This window comes from Ruegeria sp. (genome assembly GCF_965221235.1).
Taxonomy (GTDB): Bacteria; Pseudomonadota; Alphaproteobacteria; order Rhodobacterales; family Rhodobacteraceae; genus Ruegeria.
Window position 1 is genome coordinate 512,904 of the sequence record NZ_CBDCRS010000003.1, and the last position, 24,002, is coordinate 536,905.

At 58.2% G+C, this 24,002-nt stretch carries 22 protein-coding genes; 12 read left to right on the top strand and 10 right to left on the bottom strand.

The window, feature by feature from the left end:
• Window positions 1-89: 89 nt before the first annotated feature.
• Genes ACOQOY_RS02720 through ACOQOY_RS02735 form a run of 4 tightly spaced genes read left to right on the top strand, consistent with a single transcriptional unit; the run spans window position 90 to window position 3,988 of the window.
• A complete protein-coding gene (locus tag ACOQOY_RS02720; protein ID WP_420583949.1) occupies window positions 90-1,202 on the top strand; it encodes an ABC transporter permease in 1,113 nt (370 codons plus the stop codon).
• 1 nt (window position 1,203) lies between these two features.
• Entirely contained in the window at window positions 1,204-2,019 is an 816-nt protein-coding gene (locus ACOQOY_RS02725) for an ABC transporter ATP-binding protein (RefSeq protein ID WP_420583950.1), read from the top strand.
• A 5-nt stretch (window positions 2,020-2,024) separates the two neighbouring features.
• Window positions 2,025-3,341, top strand: coding sequence for an MlaD family protein (locus tag ACOQOY_RS02730; RefSeq protein WP_420583951.1), 1,317 nt, complete (start codon window positions 2,025-2,027; stop codon window positions 3,339-3,341).
• Window positions 3,338-3,988: an ABC-type transport auxiliary lipoprotein family protein gene (locus ACOQOY_RS02735; RefSeq protein WP_420583952.1), complete on the top strand. Its 651-nt coding sequence runs from the start codon at window positions 3,338-3,340 to the stop codon at window positions 3,986-3,988. The genes ACOQOY_RS02730 and ACOQOY_RS02735 overlap by 4 nt, the downstream gene beginning before the upstream one ends.
• A 39-nt stretch (window positions 3,989-4,027) precedes the next feature.
• On the opposite strand, the gene ACOQOY_RS02740 is transcribed toward ACOQOY_RS02735, so the two are convergent.
• From ACOQOY_RS02740 to ACOQOY_RS02750, 3 genes are all read right to left on the bottom strand, one after another.
• Entirely contained in the window at window positions 4,028-5,965 is a 1,938-nt protein-coding gene (locus tag ACOQOY_RS02740; RefSeq protein WP_420583953.1) for a vWA domain-containing protein, read from the bottom strand.
• On the bottom strand, window positions 5,962-6,501 hold the full coding sequence (locus tag ACOQOY_RS02745; RefSeq protein WP_420583954.1) for an RNA polymerase sigma factor: 540 nt from the start codon (window positions 6,499-6,501) through the stop codon (window positions 5,962-5,964). Before ACOQOY_RS02745 ends, ACOQOY_RS02740 begins: the two co-directional genes overlap by 4 nt.
• A 62-nt stretch (window positions 6,502-6,563) precedes the next feature.
• Complete coding sequence (locus tag ACOQOY_RS02750; RefSeq protein WP_420583955.1) at window positions 6,564-8,144, bottom strand: FMN-binding glutamate synthase family protein; 1,581 nt, start codon at window positions 8,142-8,144, stop codon at window positions 6,564-6,566.
• A gap of 107 nt (window positions 8,145-8,251) precedes the next feature.
• Here ACOQOY_RS02750 and ACOQOY_RS02755 point away from each other — a divergent pair, with 107 nt between their 5' ends.
• Window positions 8,252-8,743: a fluoride efflux transporter FluC gene (locus tag ACOQOY_RS02755; RefSeq protein WP_420583956.1), complete on the top strand. Its 492-nt coding sequence runs from the start codon at window positions 8,252-8,254 to the stop codon at window positions 8,741-8,743.
• Entirely contained in the window at window positions 8,740-9,102 is a 363-nt protein-coding gene (locus ACOQOY_RS02760; protein WP_420583957.1) for a fluoride efflux transporter FluC, read from the top strand. Before ACOQOY_RS02755 ends, ACOQOY_RS02760 begins: the two co-directional genes overlap by 4 nt.
• On the opposite strand, the gene ACOQOY_RS02765 is transcribed toward ACOQOY_RS02760, so the two are convergent.
• The 6 genes from ACOQOY_RS02765 to ACOQOY_RS02790 are packed head-to-tail and all read right to left on the bottom strand — an operon-like array spanning window position 9,099 to window position 15,636.
• Window positions 9,099-10,622 (bottom strand): DHA2 family efflux MFS transporter permease subunit, encoded by a 1,524-nt coding sequence (locus ACOQOY_RS02765; protein WP_420583958.1) that lies wholly within the window; start codon window positions 10,620-10,622, stop codon window positions 9,099-9,101. The two genes, ACOQOY_RS02760 and ACOQOY_RS02765, sit on opposite strands and share 4 nt — an antisense overlap.
• Entirely contained in the window at window positions 10,619-11,602 is a 984-nt protein-coding gene (locus ACOQOY_RS02770; protein ID WP_420583959.1) for an HlyD family secretion protein, read from the bottom strand. Before ACOQOY_RS02770 ends, ACOQOY_RS02765 begins: the two co-directional genes overlap by 4 nt.
• 24 nt (window positions 11,603-11,626) lie before the next feature.
• Window positions 11,627-11,953 carry a cytochrome o ubiquinol oxidase subunit IV gene (locus ACOQOY_RS02775; RefSeq protein WP_420583960.1) on the bottom strand — a complete coding sequence of 109 codons (327 nt, stop codon included), beginning with the start codon at window positions 11,951-11,953 and terminating at the stop codon, window positions 11,627-11,629.
• The gene (locus tag ACOQOY_RS02780; RefSeq protein WP_420583961.1) at window positions 11,946-12,578 is read right to left on the bottom strand and encodes a cytochrome c oxidase subunit 3; all 633 of its coding nucleotides are present in this window, start codon (window positions 12,576-12,578) and stop codon (window positions 11,946-11,948) included. The genes ACOQOY_RS02775 and ACOQOY_RS02780 overlap by 8 nt, the downstream gene beginning before the upstream one ends.
• Window positions 12,575-14,659, bottom strand: a complete 2,085-nt coding sequence (locus ACOQOY_RS02785) for a cbb3-type cytochrome c oxidase subunit I (protein ID WP_420583962.1) — start codon at window positions 14,657-14,659, stop codon at window positions 12,575-12,577. Before ACOQOY_RS02785 ends, ACOQOY_RS02780 begins: the two co-directional genes overlap by 4 nt.
• A complete protein-coding gene (locus tag ACOQOY_RS02790) occupies window positions 14,656-15,636 on the bottom strand; it encodes a cytochrome ubiquinol oxidase subunit II (RefSeq protein WP_420583963.1) in 981 nt (326 codons plus the stop codon). Before ACOQOY_RS02790 ends, ACOQOY_RS02785 begins: the two co-directional genes overlap by 4 nt.
• 169 nt (window positions 15,637-15,805) lie before the next feature.
• On the opposite strand from ACOQOY_RS02790, the gene ACOQOY_RS02795 reads away from it, so the two are divergent.
• The 5 genes from ACOQOY_RS02795 (at window position 15,806) to ACOQOY_RS02815 (ending at window position 22,806) form a co-directional block, all read left to right on the top strand.
• Window positions 15,806-17,038: a lytic murein transglycosylase gene (locus ACOQOY_RS02795; protein ID WP_420583964.1), complete on the top strand. Its 1,233-nt coding sequence runs from the start codon at window positions 15,806-15,808 to the stop codon at window positions 17,036-17,038.
• Window positions 17,039-17,440: 402 nt separating this feature from the next.
• Window positions 17,441-19,069, top strand: coding sequence for a peptide ABC transporter substrate-binding protein (locus tag ACOQOY_RS02800; RefSeq protein ID WP_420583965.1), 1,629 nt, complete (start codon window positions 17,441-17,443; stop codon window positions 19,067-19,069).
• 66 nt (window positions 19,070-19,135) lie between these two features.
• On the top strand, window positions 19,136-20,059 hold the full coding sequence (gene oppB / locus ACOQOY_RS02805; RefSeq protein ID WP_420583966.1) for an oligopeptide ABC transporter permease OppB: 924 nt from the start codon (window positions 19,136-19,138) through the stop codon (window positions 20,057-20,059).
• A 10-nt stretch (window positions 20,060-20,069) separates the two neighbouring features.
• Window positions 20,070-20,999 (top strand): ABC transporter permease subunit, encoded by a 930-nt coding sequence (locus ACOQOY_RS02810; protein ID WP_420583967.1) that lies wholly within the window; start codon window positions 20,070-20,072, stop codon window positions 20,997-20,999.
• Between the two features lies 1 nt (window position 21,000).
• Complete coding sequence (locus ACOQOY_RS02815) at window positions 21,001-22,806, top strand: dipeptide ABC transporter ATP-binding protein (RefSeq protein WP_420583968.1); 1,806 nt, start codon at window positions 21,001-21,003, stop codon at window positions 22,804-22,806.
• 41 nt (window positions 22,807-22,847) lie between these two features.
• Here the strand turns inward: ACOQOY_RS02815 and ACOQOY_RS02820 are convergent, their stop codons facing one another.
• Complete coding sequence (locus ACOQOY_RS02820) at window positions 22,848-22,979, bottom strand: hypothetical protein (protein ID WP_420583969.1); 132 nt, start codon at window positions 22,977-22,979, stop codon at window positions 22,848-22,850.
• Between the two features lie 125 nt (window positions 22,980-23,104).
• Between ACOQOY_RS02820 and galU the strand changes: the two genes are divergently transcribed.
• Window positions 23,105-23,998 (top strand): UTP--glucose-1-phosphate uridylyltransferase GalU, encoded by an 894-nt coding sequence (galU, locus tag ACOQOY_RS02825; protein WP_420583970.1) that lies wholly within the window; start codon window positions 23,105-23,107, stop codon window positions 23,996-23,998.
• The last annotated feature ends 4 nt before the right edge of the window (window positions 23,999-24,002 follow it).

A 24,002-nucleotide genomic window follows, 5' to 3' on the forward strand; every position in this document is an offset into this window, starting at 1 on the left:
GCTATGGTCTGATGCCAAATCGGCCGAGGCGGCAAAATTCCGTTGCAGCTCAATGCGGTTTCACATCACATACCACCATGACGCAGCCCATGATACATTCGGACCGCGATGCTGACGGCGTCTGCCTGCGGATTACGGGCGAAATGCTGACAAAATCTCTGAGCGTTGTGGAAAAGGATTTTGCCGCCATTCAGACAGGTGGCGGGGCTGTAACCTTTGACCTTTCGGGGGTCGAGTCTTTGGACACCGGCGGCGCTTGGCTGATCGCTGATCTGGCCCGTCGCATTCGCGCAGCTGGCGGACAAGTCCGGTACGATGGGCTGAGCCCCGCACAATCTGCCCTGCTGGACACAGTAGCCGACAACATTCCTGACGAACCTGGCACAGAAGGCGATCACCGCAGTTTCTCCGACTGGGTCGCAAGCGTCGGCGCGCGTACGGTTGGCGCGTGGAACGATACACTGTCGATGTTGGGATTTCTGGGTCTGACGTTGCACCGTTTGGCCCGCACTATCGTGATGCCCTGGCGGTTGCGCAGGGCCGCGCTGGTATCACAGATGGAGGAGGTCGGCTTCAAAGCCATCCCCATCGTGGCCCTGATGGGGTTCCTGATCGGCGTGGTTCTGGCCTTTCAGGGCGCCACTCAGCTGAAACAATTTGGGGCCGAAATCTTTGTGGTTGAACTGATCTCAATCTCGGTTCTGCGCGAGTTGGGCATCCTTCTGACCGCCATCATTGTTGCCGGCCGTTCCGGGTCGGCCTTTACCGCGTCGATCGGCTCAATGAAGGTACAGGAAGAGATTGACGCCATGCGCACGCTGGGCCTGGACCCGATTGAGGTGCTGGTTATCCCGCGCGTTGTGGCCCTGTTGATCATGTTGCCGATCCTTGGCTTCATTGCTGACATTGCCGCCCTGATCGGCGGCGGATTGATGAGCTGGATCGACCTCGATGTCAGCCCCGGCATGTTCGCCACGCGGCTCAAGGAAAACACCGGCATCTGGCAATTCGCCATTGGTATGATTAAGGCACCCTTCTTCGCGTTGGTCATCGGCGTCATCGCCTGCTGGCAGGCGATGCAGGTCAAGGGCTCGGCCCAGAGCGTCGGGCAAAGGACCACAGCCTCGGTGGTGCAGTCGATCTTTATGGTGATCGCGCTTGACGCGCTGTTCTCGATCTTCTTCTCGGTGCTGGAGATCTGACATGGACGGAACCGTGATGGAACAGACGGCAGACACCGACGCGCAGCGCGAAGCGGTGATCCGTGTGCGAAACCTGACCAACCAGTTCGGGCCACAGGTGGTACACCAGAACTTAAACCTGGACGTCTGGCGCGGCGAGGTTCTGGGCATCGTGGGCGGGTCGGGTACGGGCAAATCGGTGCTCTTGCGCACGATTGTCGGGCTGAACAGGCCAGCGGCGGGCAGTATTGAGGTGCTGGGCGTTGATGTGCTGAACGGACCCGAACAGGAACGCCGCCGCATCGAACGGCACTGGGGCGTGGCCTTTCAGGACGGGGCGTTGTTCTCGTCCCTGACTGTGTTGCAGAACGTGATGGCGCCGCTGCGCGAGCATACCGGGATCAGTGAAAAACTGATGCAGGCGCTTGGCAGCCTGAAAATCAGCCTTGTCGGCCTGCCCCAGCTGAGCTGCGGCAAATTCCCGTCCGAGCTGTCCGGCGGCATGCGCAAACGTGCAGCTCTGGCGCGGGCGCTGGCGTTGGACCCCGAGATTGTGTTTCTGGACGAACCCACCGCCGGGCTCGATCCTATCGGAGCTGCCGCCTATGACGAGTTGATCGGAGAGTTGCAGCACGCGCTGGGACTGACCGTTTTCATGGTCACCCACGATCTGGATAGCCTTTATGCCATTTGCGACCGGGTCGCAGTGCTTGCAGAAAAACGCGTGCTGGTTGAGGGACCGATTGAAGAAATGACCAAAGTCGACCATCCTTGGGTGCAGGAATACTTCACCGGCCCCCGGGCGCGCGCGGCGCAAGAGAAGGGGCAGGATAGGTAGAGGCCATGGAAACCCGAGCGAACTATATCCTGATTGGCGCGTTCACCCTTGCGGGGATTCTCGGCGCGTTCGGCTTTTTCCTGTGGCTGGCGAAATTCGAAGTGTCGCGGCAATACGCCTATTACGACGTGCTGTTCGACAATGTCTCGGGCCTGTCGGCCGCGGGTGGGGTCAGCTATAACGGCCTGCCAGTGGGTCAGGTCATCTCATTGCAACTGGACGATGACGACCCATCAAAAGTGCGGGTCAAGCTTGAGGTCGACGCTGATATTCCCGTGACCGAAGAGACAATTGCTCAGCTGCAATCGTTGGGCGTGACCGGCGTCAGCTATGTCGAACTGTCGGGCGGGTCCAGCAGCGGGGTAAAGCTGCCGCAAAACAGTGTGATCAAAAGCAAACGCAGCGCCATTCAATCCCTATTCGAAGGCGCGCCCAAGGTTCTGGATGAGGCCGTCACCCTTCTGGAAAACCTGAACGCTGTGGTTGACGACAAGAACCGCAAATCCGTCAGCGACATATTGGATAATCTCGCTTCGGCATCGGGCAAGCTGGAAAAAACGCTCTCCGATTTCGAAACCCTATCCTCGGATCTGGGCGGCGCGGCCAAGAAAATCGCCGATTTCACGGATGGTCTGGACACACTGGTGGAAAAAGCCGAAACGACCCTGGAAACCGGGACTGACACCTTGAACAGCGTGAAAACCGCCTCGGAATCCGCAACCGCCACGCTGGACAGTGTAAGAACGGCCATCACCAACGCGGACCGTGTGATTCAAGACGACGTGAAACCCTTCATCGACCGTGCTTCAACCTTGGCTGAGAACCTGAACGGGCTGACTGATGAAGCAGAGGTTTCGCTTGCGGTGATTTCTGAGACTTTTGTGAACGCCAATGAAACACTCGGCTCTATCACCGGCGCGATGGACAAAGCGCAGGGAACTCTGGACTCGGCAGAGCGCGCTTTTGACTCGGCGAACAAGGTAATCAATGAAGATGTCGGTGCGGTGATGGACGATATCAGCACCGCCGCCAACGAGGTGGCGAGTACTGTTAAAAACGTGACGGAACGGCTGGACGATATCTCGGCCGATATCCTCAGCGCGTCGCAATCCGCGTCAGAGTTGCTGGGGACCATCGACGGCATCGTGCAGGACAACCGGCGTCAACTGTCTGATTTCCTGCGCGTCGGTCTGCCGCAATTCACGCGCTTTATCGAGGAATCGCAACGGCTGGTCATCAGCCTCGACCGGCTGGTGGACAAGGTCGAACGCGACCCCGCCCGTTTCCTACTTGGGACCCAAGCATCGGAGTTTCGCCAATGATCAGGCACTTTTTTGCGATCATCGCCCTCGTGTCGCTGGGTGGCTGCACCGGACTTGGGACGCTTCGACAGGCATCACAGCCGAATGATCTGTATCTTCTGACGCCCAAAAGCACGTTTTCGACCTCGCTGCCACGAATTCAGAAGCAGATCGTGGTGCAGGAACCGACCGCGACCGCGGCCGTTAACACCGATCAAATTGCGATCCAGCCCACGCCTCTGCAGGTTCAGTACCTGCCTCGCGCGCGCTGGGTGGACCGGGCCCCATTGATCGTGCAAGCGCTGCTAGTTGAGAGCTATGAGAACAGCGGAAAGGTCGCGGCGGTTGGCCGTTCAACTGTGGGTCTGCGGGCCGATTATGTGATCGTGCCCGATCTGCGAGAGTTTCAGGGCCTAGTCATTGCCAACCCCGATGGCTCACAAACCATTCGGGTTGAGGTGCGTATGAACATCAAGATCATCGATGAGTTCGAGGACAAGATCATCGCCTCGGATTCCTTCCGTGAATACGTGATCGCTGCCAATGATGAGACACCGGAACTGGTCAAGGCCTTCGATGACGCGCTGGGAAAGACCATGCGCGATGCGGTGGAATGGAGTGTGCGGCGGATCAACACGCACGCCGCCAACAACCCGCGACAGTTCTGACGCACAAAAATGGTGCTGCCGCGAAGGCAGCGCCACAGATTACTCGGACAGTGTTTCGGCCAATCGCATCAGGGTGACGGCTTCGGCGCGGTATCCGAACGGATCCGATCCTTTTGCCACATTCGCCAACGCGATGGCATCCTCATAAGACCAAGACCCCAGATAATCCCCCCCACGCAGCAACTGGCCGAAACCGGCGATGGCGTATGAGAACTGCACATCCTCGGTCGCCTGCCCCTGACCGTGCAGGATCGGCTCTTCAATCAATTGGCTGTCAGAGGCACCGGGTCGTTTATAGCGCAGTTTGAAGAACCCGATCTCGTCCGAGCCATCCGACACCGCCTGCTCTGCATAACGCAGCGGCCCGTTGCGGATCGCATCCGACCCAACCGGGGTGACCTCATAAATCGCCGTCACCGTATGACCTGCCCCGATATCGCCTGCATCGACCTTGTCGTTCGAGAAATCCTCACGCCGCAACGCGCGGGTTTCATAGCCGATCAGACGGTATTCGGCGATTTGGACAGGGTTGAACTCGACCTGTATCTTGACGTCATTGGCAATCGGGAACAGCGCGCCAGTCAACTGGTCAACCAGCACTTTGCGCGCCTCGCCCAGTGTGTCGATATAGGCCGCCTGCCCGTTCGCATTCTGCGCCAGCGCCTGCATGGTGGCATCGTCAAGATTGCCACGGCCAAACCCCAAAACGCTGAGGAACGTGCCACTGTCGCGCTTGTTGGCGATAAACGTCTTGAGGGCTTCGGGATCGGACAGACCGACATTGAAATCGCCATCGGTGGCCAGAATTACGCGGGTGACTTCACCCTCGGCCGCCATGCCTTCGGCCACCTGATAAGCCTGCTGCAACCCGGCCTGCCCTGCCGTCGAACCGCCTGCCTCTAGCTGGTCCAGAGCGGCCAGAATAGTGGTCCTCTCGGATGCTGCTGTCGGTTCCAGCACCTGCCCGGCGCTGCCCGCATAGGTGACGATCGAGATCTGATCCTCAGGCCGCAGTTCCGACAGCAACAGGCGGAAGGATTGTTTGAGCAAAGGCAGTTTGTTGGCGTCCTGCATCGACCCGGAAGTGTCGATCAGAAAGACAAGATTCAGTGGCGGGCGATCTTCGATCTGCGGCGGCGCGCCCTGAATGCCGATATGCACCAGTTGAGTGCCTTCGTTCCAGGGCGTCGGGCTCACGGTGATCGTGGATTGGAATGGGACATCACCCTCAGGTGCCGGGTAGTTGTAAGGGAAGTAGTTCACCATCTCTTCCACCCGCACAGCGTCCTTCGGGGGCAAATGACCGCGCATCAGCGAAGACCGGACAATCGAATAAAAGGCCGTGTCGACGTCAATCGAGAAGGTCGAGACGGGGTCCTCGGCTGTGACCTTCAGGGGGTTGCTGTCGGTGTTGGCAAAGGTTTCGGTGTCAGTTTCAGGAACAATTGCAACATCACGCGGAACGGCAGAGGGTGCGATTGATGGGGCCGCCTCAAAAAGAGCGCCATTCGCGATACCGGCCGCTTGTGAGCGTTTGCTCAACTCAGATGCGTGAGGTTGAGGGGAAACAGGCACAAGTCCGGCCACAGGCTCTTGCCGCGCGGATTCGTTCTGTTCCTCCACAACAACGGGAGCTTCAACAAGGGCCGGAGTTTGGGGCGTATCGTACTCACCAAATGACAATCTTTGCTCATGATCCCAAGCCTGCGGCAAAACTACGACCAGAGCCACGGCTGCGATTGCGGTTGTCGCGGTCAGGGCCCCGCGATGGGAGAGGACGTTCAACATGGATTTCGCTCCTTCTGTCAGGCGGGCTATCGGGCCTCGCTTGACAGTCGGACGGATCGCAGCAGGCGATCCTTGGGCGGTTGCGAAATTTTTCTGCGCCAGGGCCAGATTTTCCGCCCGACGCTGCGCGTCTGGCGCGGGGGTTGCCGCATCCATCAATATTTTGAGTTTTTCAAGATCGTCTGTCATTCAGCCAGTTCCTCTTGCCGCAGAGCGCGCAGGCGCTTGCGGATATCGGACATACGCCAGGATATGGTGCCTTCGGACACGCCCATAACCTCAGCGGCCTGCGCATGGGTCATCTCTTCCTCAAGCGTCAGCGCCAATGTGTCCTGCAACTCGGCCGGCAGGGACAGCATAGCCCGATGCAACCAATCCAGTGCTTCGGCGGTTTCTGATGCCTCGGCGCGGCGCATCTGTTCCACATCGCCCCAGCCCTCAGCCGCCCGGGCATGGCTGACCCTCCGACGGCGTGCGTCTTCGGCGGCATTGACCACAACCCGGTACAGCCACGTGGTGAACTTTGCCTGCGCCCGAAAGCCTACGATCTTGGCAGGCAGCGCGGCGCATAAATCCTGCGTCAAATCCTCGGCCTGATCCGCGCGCCCGGACAGGCGAAAGGCCAGTCGGAAAATCCGGTCGTAATGCCGCGCCAAAAGCACGCCGAACGCGTCGGCATCCCCTTTCGCGGCAGCTTTGGCCAGATCTTCATCCGATGTAGTCATGCGCATCACGATGGGTATGACGGATCGGAAAGGTCAATCCTTGGCGGCAGTCCGAAAATTATTCAAAAATGTTCGGCTGAGGCGCTTTTCCAGTCCGCGGCATATTCATCCGGGATTGCGTCGTTCAGGAAAGCCCCCTTGTCGACAAGTGGGTACAGATCGGCATAGGACCATTCCTTTTCATCCGAATTCCGGCGGCGGATGTCGCCGGGGTTCAGGTCAGACACCTTCGCTTTGCCCATCGCGCCCAAAAGCTCGCGGAAGCTTTCCAGTGTGGCGTCGTGAAAGCGGTGAACGCGTTTGCGTTTCTGCGGCACGTTCACAGCACGCCCCCGGATCGGGTCTTGCGTCGCCACGCCCGAGGGGCATCGGTTGGTGTTGCAATGCAACGCTTGAATGCACCCCACAGCAAACATCATTGCCCGCGCCGCGTTGCACATGTCCGCCCCAAGCGCGAATTTCTCGACCATGTCATACCCGGTGGCAACTTTACCGGAACAGATCACACGGATATCGTCGCGCAAACCGGCACCGCGCAGAGTGTTGTTGACGAAGATCAGCGCCTCATTCAGTGGCATCCCCAGACGGTTGGTGAATTCCACCGGGGCCGCGCCAGTTCCCCCTTCGGCACCATCTACGGTGATGAAATCAGGCAGAATGCCGGTGTCCAACATAGCCTTGCAGATTGCCATGAACTCGGTCGGGCGGCCAATGCAGAGCTTGAACCCGATAGGTTTGCCATCGGACATCTCACGCAGGTGCTGAACGAAATGCAGCAATCCGGTCGGGCCATCAAAAGCAGAATGAATAGGTGGTGAAATGACGTCCTGATGCTCGGGCACGCCACGGATTTCGGCGATTTCCTTATCGACTTTGGCAGCAGGCAAAACCCCGCCATGCGACGGCTTCGCGCCCTGAGACAACTTGATCTCGATCGCCTTGACCACGTCCTTTTTCGCCTTTTCAGCAAACAGATCCTTGTCGAACCCACCCTCGGGCGTGCGACAGCCGAAATACCCTGTTCCGATCTGCCAGATGATGTCCCCGCCCTCGGCCAGGTGATGCGGCGACAGACCGCCCTCACCCGTGTTATGCGCAAAGCCGCCGTCCTTGGCACCGCCGTTCAACGCCCGGATCGCATTGGCGCTGAGCGCGCCGAAACTCATGGCCGAGACATTCAGGCGTGATGCGTTATAGGGTTTGCTGCATTGCGGCCCACCCAGCATTACACGCTCTTCGCTTTCGGCCACTTCTTTGGGCGCGAGCGAATGGTTGGCCCGGTGATAGCCGATGGTGGTGATATCGTATTGTGTGCCAAAGGCCTGCGTATCCATCTGCCCTTTGGCTCGGGAATAGACCAAACTGCGGATGATCCGGTTATAGGGGCGACCGCTTTCATTTGTTTCTACAAAATACTGACGGATTTCGGGGCTGACGAATTCCAGCATATAGCGGAAATGGCCCAGCACCGGATAGTTATTCAGCACGTTATGCTTGGTTGTCAGCATATCGTACAGGCCAACCACCGCATACGGGATCAGGATCACGAGCAGCCAAAGCGCCGGCGGCCAGAATATCCCAACCAGAATGGTCAGCGGCAGGCACACGTAACTGAGGAAATAATAGAGTCTGCGTACAATCATCTGGCGCTCTCCCAATGTGTTGCCATTCCGGTGCTCAGGCAACCGTGGATCAATTCGCCGTTTGGTTGCAAGTGTTTATGCCCTTGCTCACCAGAAAGGGTTTAGTTGTGAACCGACAGACCGGCATGGCGGTGGTTGATCCGGAAAACGGCAATATGTATGCCAAAACAAAGATGAAATTGGGCAGGAGCCCCGCAGTGAACCAGACCCGAACGACCGCGCGCACCACGGCTTTCATGTTTGTTGCCGTTTTTGTTGGCGGCGCTGCGGGGTCACTGCTGCGCGAGGCGTTCTCGGCGCAGATCCCCGGAGTTCCGATCCTGACGGGGACTTTTGGCATTAACATTGTGGCCTGTTTCATTCTGGGTTGGCTTTACGCTATCCGGCACCGGGTTCATGCCCATGTCCTGCATCTGGGTGCGGTTGGGTTTTGTGGCGGCCTATCGACCTTTTCCTCGTTTGTGGCCGAGCTTGAGCGTTTGGCCTTGTCCAGCCCGGCCAGCGCCATCTCGGCTGCAGCATTGGAAATTGCGGTCGGGCTGGCTGCGGCGGTTTTTGGCGAGGCCATCGGGCGACGGATATGGAGGTCGCCGGAATGAGCGAGCTTTATCTTCACGCCATGTTCGGACTGGGCGGCGGATTGGGGGCCGTGCTGCGCCATTGGTTGGCGTTGCGGATCACCCATGACCTGCCGCTTTCGACCCTGCTCGTGAATGTGCTGGGCAGTCTGCTGCTGGGTCTGTCGATCGGATTTCTGGGCGGTCCGGTCGATATGGGTGAGGAAGAAAAACGGCTGGTCTTCGGCTTTTGCGGAGGCTTCACCACGTTCTCAAGCTTTGCTTATCAATCTCTGGAACTGAAACGTGACCGCACGCTGGCGCTGGCAGCGTGGAATATCCTGCTGAGCCTTGCGCTCTGCTGGCTGGCTTTGTGGCTGGGACTGATCGCGATGCGCTAATGCGCAGGGACGGCGGCCTGCGTTCCGGGCTTTGGTGCCTTGCAGAAGAATAGCAGCGGGATCGTCGCCAAAGCCAGCAATCCAAGATTGTTGAACACGGTCAAATAGGAAATCAGCTCGGCCTGTTGACTGATCACCTGACCCAGTATGGCCGCCCCCTCGGCACTGTCCGGTGTCAGGCCAAGTGGCTGCAGATAAGCCTGCGCCGCCGGGTTGTAGGGCGTCACATTCTGGCCAAGCACAGCTGTATTTGTCTGTAACCCGCGCACGACCCATGTACCCACCAGTGAAATCCCAATCGACGATCCTAATTGACGGGTGACGTTGAACAGGCCCGAAGCTTCGTCCTGTCGGGTTTTAGAAATGCTCTCGAACGCCAGAATCGACATCGGCACAAACACCAGCCCCATTCCCAAACCGCTGACAGCCCCCGGCCAGGCCAGCTCCCAAAACCCGGCATTCATGTTCAGCCCGCCCATCATAAAATTGCTCAGCGCGGTCAGCGACATGCCCAACCCGGCCAAAAGGCGGGGATCGAACCGAGACACCAGAACGGCACCGGTCACAACCATCGACAGACCCGCCGTGATACCGCGCGGGATAAAAAGATGGCCCGAGGCAATCACCGGATAGTCCAGCAGGTTCTGAACAAAGGTCGGCAGAATGGCGATGCCACCAAACAGAGAAACCGCAAAGCCGGCAATCACCAGATTGCACAGGGCAAAGTTGCGATCTGCAAAAAAGCGCAGGTCTACGACCGGTTTTTCTGCCGTCAGCGCATGGAAGACGAACCCCAGCGCGCCCAGAACCGATGCAATTGCTGCAACCTGCACAACGCGTGACGAAAGCCAGTCACGGGTCTCTCCCTGATCCAGAATGAATTGCAGACAGCCTATGCCAAGGGCCAGAAGGGCCAGACCAGCCCAGTCGATACGGACATCTTCGGTTTCATCGTCCGGCAACTCTCCGGCCAGTAGCAGCAAGGCCATCGCAGCCACAGGAAGGTTGACGAAAAACACCATTCGCCATGAGAAATACTCGGTCAACAGCGCCCCGACCGTCGGCCCCAGCACAGGGGCCACCACGACACCCAGCCCAAAGACCGCCATCGCCTGCCCCCGCTTTTCGCGCGGAAAGGCATCGAACAGGATGGACTGGGACAGCGGGATCAGGAACGCGCCGAACATGCCCTGCGCCAAACGGAAAAACACGATGGTCTCAAGGCTCCAGGACAGGCCGCACATGACGGACATTGACGTAAAGCCCATGATCGCCGTCAGGATCAGCCTGCGTCGCCCGACCTTGCGGGCGACAAATCCGGTTAGTGGCATCACCACCACGGCCGAGACGATATAGCTGGTCAGAATCCACGTCGCCTGATCGGTCGTGGCCCCAAACGCCGCCTGAATATGGGGCAGTGCGACGTTGACGATAGTGCTGTCCAGCACCTCAAGTATAGCGCTGAGCACGACGGCAATTACGATCACTGCATTGATGCGGCTGACCGCCGAACCTGTCATTTGCCTGCCTGATCGTGCGTCGTATCGACAGTGACCTTACTGCTGCCTCCAACACGCAAGGGGGCATCTGTCGGGTCAAGTTCGATACGCACCGGAAAGCGGCGCGTGACCTTGACCCAGTTGCCGCTGGAATTCTCAGATGGCAACAGTGAGAAGCTGTCCCCCGACCCTCGCCCGATCGAGGCGACGCGGCCCGTCAGGGTCGTACCGGGCAGCATATCGACTTGTATGGTTACGGGCTGCCCAGCTCGAATGCGCGGCAGCGCTGTTTCCTTGAAATTCGCATCTACCCACCAATCAGACGATTCAACGATTGAAAATTGCGGTGCGTTGGCCGAGACGGCCGATCCCGGGCGCAAGGTCAGGTTGGCGACCCAGCCATCCGCCGTCGCATAAACCTTGGTCCAGTTCAAATCCGCCTGAGCGATTTCAAGCTGCGCACGGGATGACAGAACTTCGTCCTGCTTCGCGGCAAGTCCACTTTGCAGCGCCAGCAGTTCTGATTGACTGGTCGTCAACCGGGCTGAGGCCTCAGCGAATTCTGTTGTGGCCTGATCCAAAGAGACTTGCGCCACATCGCCATCCGCAAATAGCGCTTTGGTCCGTTCAAAGTTGTTCTTGGCAGTATTAAAGGCCGACTGAGAAGACTGAACTGCCGCCTGAGCCGCCGTGATCTGGTTGGAATAGGATTGAGCCTGCTGCAGCGAGCTGTCCAGATCGGCTTGCGCCTGATCGACTGACGCCTTGAATTGCGTATCGTCGATGGTGAACAGCAGATCACCCGCCTTAATCTGCTGATTGTCAAAGATTGGAACCTCGGCCACCTGCCCCGTGACCTGCGCCGCTACGTTGATGATATTCGCACCGATATAGGCGTCCTGTGTCGAGGGGTACCGCTCTTCATGGCGCCAGAACAGAAACAGGCCAGCTGCGATTGCGATCAACATAGCTGCGGCGGCAACGAGTTTGGTGGATTTCATTTGTCAGGTCCCATATGCGGTGCGTTACATCGGAATGGTGTGCATCCGCACCGCCAGATTGCCCATGATCCAGACCGTTCCAAGGATGATGATAAGCAGCACCAGTGTCGAGAACAGGATGAGGTCCAAATCCTCGCGGCTGCTGCGGCGGCGGTCGATATGCAGAAAATAGACCAGCTGCACGACCAGTTGCGCCAGACCGAGCAGGGCGATGGAAAGGTAAACCCCTTTGGTTTCGATGCCGTATTTGTAAGCAATCATGAACACAGCCGCGGTCAACAAAAGCGAGCCGCCATAGCCGATGACATAGCGCCGACGCTCGCGCCGGTGCATTTCGCTGCGTCTATCCATAGGTCAGCCCTCCGAAATACACGATAGTGATGATGCCGATCCAGATCAGGTCGAGGAAGTGCCAGAACAGCGCCAGCCGCACGACGCGTGACATCAGCAGATCGGTCAGGCCAAACATCCTGAGCTGAATGCCCAGCACGATCAGCCACACGCACCCGGCCGCAACGTGCAGTCCATGCAGTGGGACAAGGCCGTAAAAAGCCGACAGGAAGCCGCTGCGCTGGGGAATGCCGCCTTTTTCGGCCATAGCCATGAAATCGCGGATCTCCAGCACCAGAAAACACAGCCCCAGAACCAGCGTGACGCAGAACCAGAACACGATCCGCCACCGTGGCAGGTTGTATTTCAGCGCAAGCATCGCCAATCCAACGGTCAGGCTGCTGGTCAGCAGGATTAGGGTCTGCGCGAAGATGCTGTACAGATCAAATAGCTCATGCGGACCGGGCCCTCCTGCCTGTGCGTCGATCATGGTGATGTAGATCGCGAACATCAGGCCGAAATAGACCAGATCGCTCATCAGAAAGACCCAGAAGCCGAAGGTGACGACCTCGCTGGCCTTGTCGGCGCTTGCGTGTCGCCGCCCGAGGTTCAGGCCGGGATAGCTGTGGGTTGGTGCGCGTTTCATGTCACCGCCTCAAGATCAGGGCGGGCAAGGCCGCGGTTTTCCGGAGCCGCTTCGTGGTCGCGGTTCACAGGCGTGGCGCTATGCACCAGATCCAACCAGGCTTCGTGCTGTTTGCGGACCTCCTCGGCAGGGATGACCACTTCGGTGTCCAGACGGAAGGTCCAAAGGATGAACGACAGCAACATCAACGCCGTCATCAGTGCGGCCAGCCACCAGATCCACCAGACCAGAGCGAACATCCAGACCCCGCTGAGCACGCACAGGACGAACCCGATCCCGGTGTTTCTGGGCATCGCAATATCTTCGTATTCCTCGGGTCTCGGATAGGCGTCACCACGTTCCTTGGCGACGGCAAAGTTATCGCGATCTGTTATCTTGGGAATTACGGCAAAATTGTAAGGCGGCGGCGGTGCCGGGGTCGACCATTCCAGCGTTCGGGCATCCCATGGATCGCCCACCGGGACACGGGTTTTTTCCCGATCGCGGATGCTGACCCACAGTTGCACGACCACCGACAATAGCGCCAGAAGGATCACCAAGGCACCAACCACCGCAACGATCATATAAGAGTGGAAGCTGGGGTCCTCCCAGCTGAACGACCGGCGCGGCATGCCCATCAGACCCACAAAGTAAAGCGGCAGGAAGGTCAGCATGAACCCAACTGTCCACAGCAGCACGGTTATGCGCCCCCAAATCTCATTCAAACGGAACCCAAAGGCTTTGGGGAACCAATAATTGTATCCCGCCAGCAGACCAAACAGCACGCCGGGCAGCAGAACGTTGTGGAAATGCGCCACCAGGAACAGGGTATTGTGCACCTGATAATCAACCGTCGGGTTGGCGAGAACCACACCCGACAGCCCCCCAATCACAAACAGCATCAGGAAGGACAGACCGTACAGCATCGGAACCGAAAATCGGATGCGGCCTCGGAACAGCGTGGCCATCCAATCATAGACCTTCACCCCGGTCGGGATAGCGATCAGCATGGTCGCAATGCCAAACACCGCGTTGATCAGTGCGCTTTGGCCCATGGTGAAGAAGTGATGCAGCCAGACAGTGAACGACAGCACTGCGATGCACATCGTTGCGATCACCAGCGAGGTGTAGCCGTATAGCCGCTTGGCCGAGAAGGTCGCGAAAACCTCGGAATAGATGCCATAGGCGGGCAGCACCAGCAGGTAGACCTCGGGGTGGCCGAACAGCCAGAACAGGTTGGCATAGTTCATCATGTTGCCGCCCAGGTCATTGGTGAAGAAGTGGAAATCCAGATACCGATCCGCTGCCAACATCAGCGCGGCAACGCCAAGCGGCGGCATCGCAAAGATGATCAGGATCGAGCTGCTTATGATCGTCCAGCAATACATCGGCAGCCGCATGAACTTCATTCCTGGCGCGCGCAGCTTGTAAATCGTAACGGCAAAGTTGATCCCCGTCAGTGTGGTACCGATGCCCGAGACGACGATGGCCCAGATCCAGTAATCCGGCCCGACTCCGGGGTTAAACGCGGCACCTGTATAGGGCGGGTAAGCCGTCCAGCCGCCGGTCGAGAAATGCCCGACCACCAGCGACACCATCAACATCATGCCCGCCGACACGGTCAGGCCAAGGCTGATCTGGTTCATCACGGGAAACGCTACATCCCGCGCGCCGATCATCAAGGGGATCAGATAGTTCGCGACCCCGAACACAAACGGCACAGCCACAAAGAACACCATGATCGTGCCATGGGTGCTGAACAGCTCGGCGAAATGTTCCGCCTCAAGAAAGCCATCCCCCGGCCCGGCGGCCTGTTGGGCGCGCATGACCACGCCCTCCAGCACGCCGCGGGCCAGCATGACGATGGCAAAGACGATATACATGATGCCGATTTTCTTGTGGTCAGCACTGGTCAGCCAGTCACGCCACAGCGGACCCCAAAGGCGGAACCATGTCAGCAGCCCGACCACCGCAATCACACCCACGATCACAACGCCCGCCGCCGCATTGGCAACAATCTCATTGGCGTTGGGGTTTTCGATCAGCCCGGCAATCGGGAAAGAGTCCCAGCTGAGGCGGCCAAAGAATCCGGCTTCGGTCATTGCCCGCCCTCCTGCCCGTATTCGACGGTTCCCGGTTGTTGATCCAACGGCAGCGCTTGCCCACCGTGATAACGGTGCAGGATGGATTGGAACAGATCACCATCTTCCAGCGTGAAATACAGCGCGTTCAGAGGCATTTGCACCGTTCGCAATGCCGCCTGCACCTCATCCCGATCCGTGCGCATGGCCAGCGTCCGGTAGGTGTCCTCGGTCAAGGGAATGCTATTGGCGCGGACACTCGTGACCCAGGCACTGAAATCCTCGGGCTGCATTGCCTGGGTCAGGAACTTTTGCTTGGTGAAGCCGCGACCATTGTATTGCGTGTTCTCGCCCTGCATCGTCTCAGGCCTGTCTGCCACCAGATGCAACTGCGTGGTCATCCCGGGCATCGCATAAATCTGACCAGCCAAAGCGGGGATCATGAACGACTGCATCACCGTGTCCGTGGTCAGAGTTATCGCAACCTGCTGTTTGACCGGAATGCCGAACTCTCCGACAGTGGCAATGCCCAGATCGGGGTAGATGAACAGCCATTTCCAATCCAGCCCGACCACCTGAACGTTCAGCGCGGGCGTCTCACCGAACGAAGCTGCATAGGGATCCAGCCGATGCGTCGCTTTCCACAGGTAAAAGGACAACAGTGCCACGATCACGACCGGTACGCCCCACATGGCGAACTCCAGCCGGGGGGAGAAATCCCACTTGGGCCGATACTCAGCCGCACTGCCCGTCCGACGCCGGTATCGCCACGCGATCAGCGGCACCAGCACCAGCACCGGGATCACTGCGATCATGATCAGGGCAGTCGCCCGCACCAGATGTACCTTTTGAATCTCGGCAATCGGCCCCTGAGGGTCCATGAAACTGTCGCTTGCCCCCGCGACTTGCGCCGTCACAACGACAAAGATAGCCGCCGCCGATAAGGCCAATGGCATCGGGTAGGGTTTGAAAAACGCCACGCCTGATCGTCCTTTCACGCCGCCGCTTTCCGCCAACTATCGGCAGAGTCACAAAATTTCTCAAGGCTTTTTCCGAAACCGGGGATTGTTCCGCGCGGTGCCTGAACAACCGGAACATTACGACTGTGCAAATCACTGCCAATGCTGCGGTTGACTTAACATCCCCCAATCGTGACAGAGTCAGAGGATGCGATGGATTATCCTCACCCTCAGCCTCTGGTGCCTGTCGACAAGCGCGCTCGCCCAGAACCGCGCCGTAGTCGAACGGCAATTTCAGGAGTGGTTGCAGCAGACCGTCTGGCCGCAGGCGAAAGCCAAGGGTGTATCGCGCGCAACCATGCGGCGGGCATTCGACGGGGTGACACTCAACTGGAAATTGCCGGATCTGGTGCCACCGGGTGCGGTCGTACAGACACCGAAACAGCAAAAACAGGCTGAGTTCGGTTCTCCCGGGCGTTACTTCAACGCAGGCTCGGTTCAGGGGGCCACATCGGTCGGACGCCGGATGGCACAACGCCACGCGGCGACGCTGGCTCGGGTCGAGGCACAGACCGGCGTTCCGGGACGTATCATCCTTGCCATCTGGGGGCGCGAAAGCGGCTATGGGCAAGTCCCAATCCGCCACGACGCCTTTCAGGTGCTGGGAACCAAGGGGTTCATGAGCACCCGCGCCGACTATTTCACGCAAGAACTGATAGCCGCCTTGCAGATCGCCGAGGCTGGGCACGCACCGCCCGGCGCTCTGAAAAGCAGCTGGGCCGGAGCCTTAGGTCAGCCGCAATTCATGCCCTCGAATTTTCTAACCTATGCATCGGATGGAAACGGGGATGGGCGCTCTGATATCTGGGGCTCGCCCGAGGATACAATCGCGTCCATCGGCAACTTTTTGAATCAGCACGGCTGGGTTCCGGGCCGCGACTGGGGTTTTGAAGTCAACGTTCCGGCCCACATATCCTGCGCGCTGGAAGGCCCCGATCAGGGCCGAGCCATGCAGGACTGGGTGGACATGGGCATAACGCGCGTGTCCGGGAAACCCTTCCCGAGCCACGAATTGTCGGGGCAAGGGTTTCTGATGATGCCCGCAGGCCGCTACGGACCCGCCTTTATCGTCACGCCGAATTTCTATGTGCTCAAAGACTATAACAAAAGCGATCTTTATGCCCTGTTCGTTGGTCACGTGGGTGACCGCATTCAATATGGCGTCAGCGATTTTCGGGGGCGCTGGGGCAAGATCGACAGCCTGTACAGATCAGACATCGCCGCCATGCAACGCGCGCTAGAGCGTCAGGGCCATGATGTTGGCGGCGCAGACGGATTGCCCGGGTTCAAAACCCGCCGCTCGATCGGGCGCTGGCAACAGGCGGTGGGCCGGACCCCCACCTGCTTTCCCGGGGCCGACATGAAAGCCGCTCTGAAGTAGCAGCGATTCGCTGGTGGCCCTTGGGTAAAGCTGCGTTTCCAGACATTCCTTAACGTCAAGACGAAGCCGCCCCCTTCACAAAAATGTCAGGAAGGCCGCCGGTTTCATTATAATATTTCCAGCGGAACAAGGGTTTCATTCACAATCCACCTAAGGTTGCCTAATTTTAAGGCAGAGGCTTTATCCCATTTTGAAATAGTGTCACCTTCGGCGGCAGTGAAAGGCGACTTTCGCAAACACGTTCCCGACTGCAAACCGAAAGACTGCGACGCGGTGTTCATTGCGATCTGACAAAGCAAAATTTGAACCAGTCCCGGTCTCTCTGGGTCGGACAAACATGGTGGTGGCAACCATCCTGATGGGATGCGTGTGCCTTGCACCAAAAAACGGGAGTAAGAAAACATGAACAAATACATTCGCACGTCTCTGGCGGGGCTGATGGCCTCGACCATGATCGCAGGAGCCGCATTTGCTGCGGGCACCCACCCGAAAACCGGCGAGGCGCTGGCCGACGACCAGACCTTTATCTACCGCCTATTGGACGAGACGACATCGTTTGACCCTCAGATCGTTGAGGACGTGGACGGCTCTGATATCGTCCGGGATCTGTTCGAAGGCCTTATGAACCAGGACGAAGACGGTAACCTCGTACCCGGCGTTGCAACGGGCTACACCCTGAATGACGGCAAGGATGTCTACACTTTCACACTGCGCGACGATGCCAAGTGGTCGAACGGCGATCCGGTGACTGCAGGTGATTTTGTCTACGCATGGAAACGCGCTGTCGATCCTGAGCTTTCCTCGCCCTATGCCTGGTTCATGGAACTGATGTCGATTGAAAATGCCTCGGCGATCATTGCTGGCGAGAAGCCGGTTGATGAGTTGGGCGTGACCGCCATTGACGATCATACTCTGGAAGTCACTCTAAGCACTCCATTGCCCTACTTCCCTCAGATGACAACGCACACCACCACCTTCCCTGCTCCACAAAAAGTTATTGAAGAGTTCGGAACCGCTTGGACAAAACCGGAAAACATCGTTTCGAACGGGGCCTATGTTCTGACCGAGCACCTGCCGCAGGAACGGTCCACGCGCGAACGTAACGAGATGTATTGGGACAATGAAAACACCATCCTCGACACAGTCGTGGCGATGGTCATCAATGACGAAAACGTTGCTCTGACCCGCTATCTGGCCGGTGAATTGGACCGCACCGATGTTCCCGCCGGTCAATTCCCGCGACTGAAAAAAGAGCACCCGGACGAAGCCATTAGCTATCCCCGCCTGTGCAACTATTATTACACCTTCAATGTGTCTGACAGCGGCCCCGAAGCGTTCAAGGACCCCAATGTCCGTCAGGCTTTGTCGTTGGCCGTGGACCGTGAAATCATAACTGAAAAAGTGATGGCAGGTGGTCAGCCCCAAGCGTACACATTCGCACCCGAAGCTACGGCGAACTTTACTGTGCCTGAGGTCGAAATGGCCTCGATGAGCCAGGCTGAACGGGACGAGTTGGCCAAAGAGCTTTTGGCCGAGGCCGGATACGGTCCCGACAATCCACTCAGCTTCGAGATGGTTTACAACACGTCGGATGCCCACAAAAAAGTCGCCGTGGCGCTGAGCCAGATGTGGAAACAGAAGCTGGGTGTCAACGCCAATCTGGCCAACATGGAATGGAAAGTGTTCCTGGAAGAGCGCGGCAACCAGAATTTTGATCTGGCGCGTGGCGCGTGGTGTGGCGACTATAACGAAGCCTCCACCTTCCTCGACCTGCTGCAATCGCAGTCGGGCTACAACGACGGCAAATACGCCAACGCCCGCGTTGACGAGCTGCTGGCGCAGGCCAAAACTGCTGATGATCCGGCACCTCTGTATACCGAGGTTGAGCGGATCATCGCACAGGAAACCCCTGTGATCCCGATCTATCACTATGCGGGCGTCTACATGATGGACACCGATGTCGGGAACTGGCCGATCAATAACGTCGAGCAGAACTGGTACTCGAAAAACCTCTACAAGGTCGCCGAATAACCGTCTTTGAACCTCGCCCTGCCCCGGGAACGCCCGGGGCAGGGCCAATAATCGTGGGGGCATGAAATGCTTGCCTATAGTTTGCGGCGACTGCTGGTCGCCATTCCGACGATCCTGTTACTGATCGTCGCCTGTTTCTTTCTGATGCACTTCGCGCCCGGCGGGCCTTTCACGTCAGAGCGGCCCCTGCCGCCCGCAGTTCTGGCCAATATCGAGGCACGCTATGGGTTGGACCAACCGCTGTGGAAGCAGCTGTGGGACTACCTCTACAACATCGTTGTGCATTTCGACTTTGGCCCGTCCTTCAAGTTCAAAGACCGGGACGTGAATGACATCATCGCACAGGGCTTCCCGATTTCGCTGACCTATGGCTCGCTGTCCTTTCTGGTTGCGACGTCTGTTGGCGTTGGTCTGGGGATTGCCGCCGCAATCAAGCACAACAGCTGGATCGACTATTTCGCCGTGGGGCTGGGGATCGCTGCGCAGGCGCTGCCGAACTTCATCATGGGCCCGATCCTGATCCTGACCTTTACCCTGTGGCTGGGTTGGCTGCCCGGTGGCGGCTGGAACGGAGGCCAATGGCCCTATCTGATCATGCCGGTCATCGCGCTGGCGACTTCGTATATGGGGTCGATTGCTCGAATTACCCGGTCGTCGATGCTGGAAGTTCTGAACTCGAACTTCATCCGCACCGCCCGCGCCAAGGGTCTGCCAACCAGAACCGTGATCTGGCGTCATGCGCTGAAGCCTACATTGCTGCCTGTGGTGTCCTATTTGGGGCCTGTCTTTGTCTACGTGCTGACCGGGTCCGTGTTTGTCGACATCTATTTCTCGACCGGAGGATTGGGGCAAGCCTATGTCGGCTCGGCCCTGTCCCGAGACTACGCGGTGCTGCTGGGGGTCACCATCCTGTATGGCGTTCTGACCGTTCTGGTGAACCTGCTGACCGACCTGGCCTATGCCTGGTTCGATCCGAAAATCCGCTATTGAGGGGCTGGCAATGCTAGGAAAATCACAAAAAGCCGCCCAACTGGCCGAAGATGTCACCGACTACACGGTCATTCAGGGGCGCTCGCTCTGGCAGGATGCGCGGATGCGGTTTGTCCGCAACAAAGCCGCAATGGCCAGCGTGTTTATTCTGACGATGATCGTTCTGTTTACGATCATCGGGCCGTATTTTGCGGTCTGGGACAACGAGGAAATCGACTGGAATGTCATGGGTGACGTGCGCGGGATGGGGATGCCATCCATCGAGACCGGGCATTACTTCGGTGTCGATGATCTGGGGCGCGACCTCTACAGCCGTATCATTCAGGCGACCACCACATCGCTGTTGGTGGGCCTGATCGGGGCCGCGACGGCGTTGATCGTTGGTACCTGCTATGGCATTGCAGCGGGTTATATCGGTGGACGGACCGACAGCGTGATGATGCGTTTTGTCGACATCCTGCTGGCGATCCCTGCGACCCTGATCATCATCCTGTTGCTGGTGGTGGCAGGGCGTTCGTTCATGATGCTGTTCATCGCCCTTGGCGCGGTCGGTTGGCTGACCATGGCGCGGATCGTGCGGGGGCAAACCCTGACCCTGAAGAACCGCGAATTCATTGAGGCCGCGCGTGCCGCTGGTGTAAGCGAGTTCACCATCATGTATCGCCACATCCTGCCCAACCTGTTGGGCGTGGTGATCGTCTATGCCTCGCTGCTGGTGCCCGAGATGATCCTGACCGAAAGCTTCATCTCATTCTTGGGGCTGGGCATCTCCGAACCCTACACCTCACTTGGTCGTCTGATCGCCGAAGGGGCGGGAACCATGGCCTATGGCACGTTGTGGCAGCTGATGTACCCCCTGACATTCTATGTCGCCATCATCATCTCGATGTTCTTCATTGGCGATGGTCTGCGTGACGCTCTGGACCCAAAGGATCGTTGATATGAGCCTGTTTTCGATAAAAGACCTGAGCGTCCAGTTCGACACACCCGATGGCGTGGTCGAGGCCGTCAAAGGCATCAGTTTCGACATCAACCCGGGCGAATGCCTTGGCATCGTGGGTGAAAGCGGGTCGGGCAAAAGCCAGACTTTCATGGCCGCGATGGGGCTGTTGCCGCCTGCCGGCAGGGCGCTGGGATCGGCGATGCTGAACGGCAAGGAAATCCTGAATCTGCCCATCAACAAGCTGAACAAGATCCGCGGCGACGATGTCGGAATGATCTTTCAGGATCCTCTGACCGCCCTGACCCCGCATCTGCGGATCGGTCAGCAAATGCGCGAAGTGTTGCAGGTTCACGAAGGGCTGCAAGGCTCGGCGGCCCGGGCACGCTGTCTGGAATGGCTCAACCGTGTGCGCATTCCCGAAGCCGCGCGGCGTTTGGATCAATACCCGCACGAGCTTTCAGGCGGAATGCGTCAGAGGGTGATGATCGCCATGTCGATGCTGTGCAATCCCAAGCTGCTGATCGCGGACGAACCAACCACTGCGCTGGACGTAACGGTTCAGGCCGACATTCTGGACCTGATGGTGCGTCTGCAAAAGGACGAAGGCACTGCAATCGCTCTGATCACCCACGACATGGGCGTCGTCGCACGGATGTGTGACCGCATTCAGGTCATGCGATTGGGGCAGTTTGTTGAGGCCGGAGACACGCGCGAAATCTTCCGCGCTCCACAGCATGACTATACCCGCACCCTATTGGAGGCGATGCCCCGCATCGACGCCGGGGACGCGCCCAAAGCGCTGGGTAAGATTGATGAGCCGCTGCTCAAGGTCGATGACGTCAAGGTGCATTTCCCGATCCACGTGTCGGGTGGATTGTTCGGTCGCAAGGTACCGCTGAAGGCTGTCGACGGCGTGAGCTTTGATATCCGCAAGGGTGAAACGCTGGGCGTCGTAGGCGAGTCGGGCTGTGGCAAATCCACGTTGGCCCGCGCGGTTTTGCAACTGATCGAACCCAGTGCCGGCAATGTCAGCTGGTTGGGGCATCCGATTGTCGGGTTGAAACGAGCAGAGCTGAACAAATACCGCAAAGACTTGCAGATCGTATTCCAGGACCCACTGGCCAGCCTTGATCCGCGGATGACGATCGCCGCCTCGATCGCTGAGCCACTGAAAACCTACCGCCCCGACCTGACGGATCGTGAACGCAAGGCGATGGTGTCCGAAATGATGGAGCGGGTCGGTCTGAACGCCAACATGATCAACCGCTATCCGCATGAGCTGTCCGGTGGGCAGAATCAGCGGGTCGGGATTGCGCGGGCGATGATCAACAAACCCAAGCTGATCATCTGTGATGAGGCGGTCTCGGCGCTGGATGTGTCGATACAGGCCCAGATCGTGGAACTTTTGCGTGAGTTGCAGCAGGAATTCGGCCTGTCGATGATCTTCATCAGCCACGACCTGTCCGTGGTGCGGGCAGTGTCGAACCGGATCATGGTGCTGTATCTGGGCCGGATCGTTGAACTGGGTGACGGAGAAGTGATCTGCTCGAACCCGATCCATCCCTACACCAAATCCCTGATCTCGGCAGTACCGATCCCGGATCCCGACGTAGAACGCAGCCGACAAAGGCTGAAACTGCCCGGTGAACTGCCCTCGCCCATGGATCCGAAGGCCGCGCTGCGATTCCTGCCTAGTCGGCTATCGGCAGGCGAAACCGACTATGTCCCGCGTCTGAGCGAGGTTAAGCCCGATCATTTCGTAGCAGAACACGACCCGCTTGAGGCCATCATGGCCGGGTCCTGACGCAACCCCCCGAAGCGAAATGCCTCGCTTCGGGGACCATTTCAGCGCGGCTCTAACTGAGTCCGATGGGCGTCCGCTCCGATGACCAATCCCAGCTCAGATGCCGGATTGTCGCCGAATTCAGAACGCAAAACGGCAATGTCCCGCTGCGCGGGGCCTGTGGGTTTTGACATCCCCCATCACCGGTGGCACCATATTTGCTGATCGTTTGTTGACGTTGATTGTTTGGGCCTCAGAGCCTATGAGACATTTGAACAAGCGCAATATCAGTCATTTATTTGACAAATCGAGAGGTCAAATGGCACGCAAGGTCACAAAGGCGATCTTCCCAGTTGCGGGAATGGGCACACGGTTTCTGCCCGCAACGAAATCGGTCCCGAAAGAGATCATGACATTGGTGGATCGTCCGTTGGTGCAATACGCCATCGACGAGGCGCGTGCGGCCGGCATTACCGAGTTTATCTTTGTAACTTCGCGCGGGAAATCCGCACTGGAAGATTACTTTGACCACAATCTGGTTCTGGAACAGGAACTGAAGGCCAAAGGCAAAGACGAGCTGCTGGAAACGCTGAACGCGACCAATATGGAAAGCGGCGCCATTGCCTATATCCGCCAGCACAAAGCGCTGGGTCTGGGCCACGCGGTCTGGTGCGCGCGCCGACTGATCGGGGACGAACCTTTTGCGGTGATGCTGCCCGATGACGTCATTGCCTCGGACAAGCCCTGCCTTCAGCAGATGGTCGAGGCTTATGAGGAAACCGGCGGCAACATGGTTGCGACGATGGAAGTACCTGAGGACAAGACCAGTTCGTATGGCGTTCTGGATGTGGGCGAAAATATCGGCCCGGTCGTGCGCGCCCGGGGCATGGTCGAAAAACCAAAACCCACCGAGGCCCCGTCGAATCTGGCCGTCATCGGACGCTATATTCTGGGGCCATCGGTGCTGTACAACCTGAACCAAAAGAAGAAGGGCAGCGGCGGTGAAATTCAGCTGACTGATGCCATTGCCGAAGACATCACAAACGGCGTGCCTGTCTTTGGGTACAAGTTCGACGGTCAACGCTTTGATTGCGGATCAAAAGCAGGGTTTTTGCAGGCAACGGTGGCCTTTGCACTGGCCCGCGATGATCTGCGTGACGATCTGAGCCAGTACCTGAACGATATCGTGGCAACCAGTCAGGCTGCACAGTAAACAC

Excerpts from the sequence above, each read along its gene's own strand:
- ACOQOY_RS02725 (WP_420583950.1), top strand. The coding sequence starts at position 1,204 with ATGGACGGAACCGTGATGGAACAGACGGCAGACACCGACGCGCAGCGC.
- ACOQOY_RS02745 (WP_420583954.1), bottom strand. The coding sequence starts at position 6,501 with ATGACTACATCGGATGAAGATCTGGCCAAAGCTGCCGCGAAAGGGGAT.
- ACOQOY_RS02775 (WP_420583960.1), bottom strand. The coding sequence starts at position 11,953 with ATGGATAGACGCAGCGAAATGCACCGGCGCGAGCGTCGGCGCTATGTC.
- galU (WP_420583970.1), top strand. The coding sequence starts at position 23,105 with ATGGCACGCAAGGTCACAAAGGCGATCTTCCCAGTTGCGGGAATGGGC.
- ACOQOY_RS02735 (WP_420583952.1), top strand. The coding sequence starts at position 3,338 with ATGATCAGGCACTTTTTTGCGATCATCGCCCTCGTGTCGCTGGGTGGC.
- ACOQOY_RS02795 (WP_420583964.1), top strand. The coding sequence starts at position 15,806 with ATGCGATGGATTATCCTCACCCTCAGCCTCTGGTGCCTGTCGACAAGC.
- ACOQOY_RS02780 (WP_420583961.1), bottom strand. The coding sequence starts at position 12,578 with ATGAAACGCGCACCAACCCACAGCTATCCCGGCCTGAACCTCGGGCGG.
- oppB (WP_420583966.1), top strand. The coding sequence starts at position 19,136 with ATGCTTGCCTATAGTTTGCGGCGACTGCTGGTCGCCATTCCGACGATC.
- ACOQOY_RS02815 (WP_420583968.1), top strand. The coding sequence starts at position 21,001 with ATGAGCCTGTTTTCGATAAAAGACCTGAGCGTCCAGTTCGACACACCC.
- ACOQOY_RS02785 (WP_420583962.1), bottom strand. The coding sequence starts at position 14,659 with ATGACCGAAGCCGGATTCTTTGGCCGCCTCAGCTGGGACTCTTTCCCG.
- ACOQOY_RS02730 (WP_420583951.1), top strand. The coding sequence starts at position 2,025 with ATGGAAACCCGAGCGAACTATATCCTGATTGGCGCGTTCACCCTTGCG.
- ACOQOY_RS02750 (WP_420583955.1), bottom strand. The coding sequence starts at position 8,144 with ATGATTGTACGCAGACTCTATTATTTCCTCAGTTACGTGTGCCTGCCG.
- ACOQOY_RS02740 (WP_420583953.1), bottom strand. The coding sequence starts at position 5,965 with ATGACAGACGATCTTGAAAAACTCAAAATATTGATGGATGCGGCAACC.
- ACOQOY_RS02800 (WP_420583965.1), top strand. The coding sequence starts at position 17,441 with ATGAACAAATACATTCGCACGTCTCTGGCGGGGCTGATGGCCTCGACC.
- ACOQOY_RS02760 (WP_420583957.1), top strand. The coding sequence starts at position 8,740 with ATGAGCGAGCTTTATCTTCACGCCATGTTCGGACTGGGCGGCGGATTG.
- ACOQOY_RS02720 (WP_420583949.1), top strand. The coding sequence starts at position 90 with ATGATACATTCGGACCGCGATGCTGACGGCGTCTGCCTGCGGATTACG.
- ACOQOY_RS02765 (WP_420583958.1), bottom strand. The coding sequence starts at position 10,622 with ATGACAGGTTCGGCGGTCAGCCGCATCAATGCAGTGATCGTAATTGCC.
- ACOQOY_RS02770 (WP_420583959.1), bottom strand. The coding sequence starts at position 11,602 with ATGAAATCCACCAAACTCGTTGCCGCCGCAGCTATGTTGATCGCAATC.
- ACOQOY_RS02820 (WP_420583969.1), bottom strand. The coding sequence starts at position 22,979 with ATGTCAAAACCCACAGGCCCCGCGCAGCGGGACATTGCCGTTTTGCGT.
- ACOQOY_RS02810 (WP_420583967.1), top strand. The coding sequence starts at position 20,070 with ATGCTAGGAAAATCACAAAAAGCCGCCCAACTGGCCGAAGATGTCACC.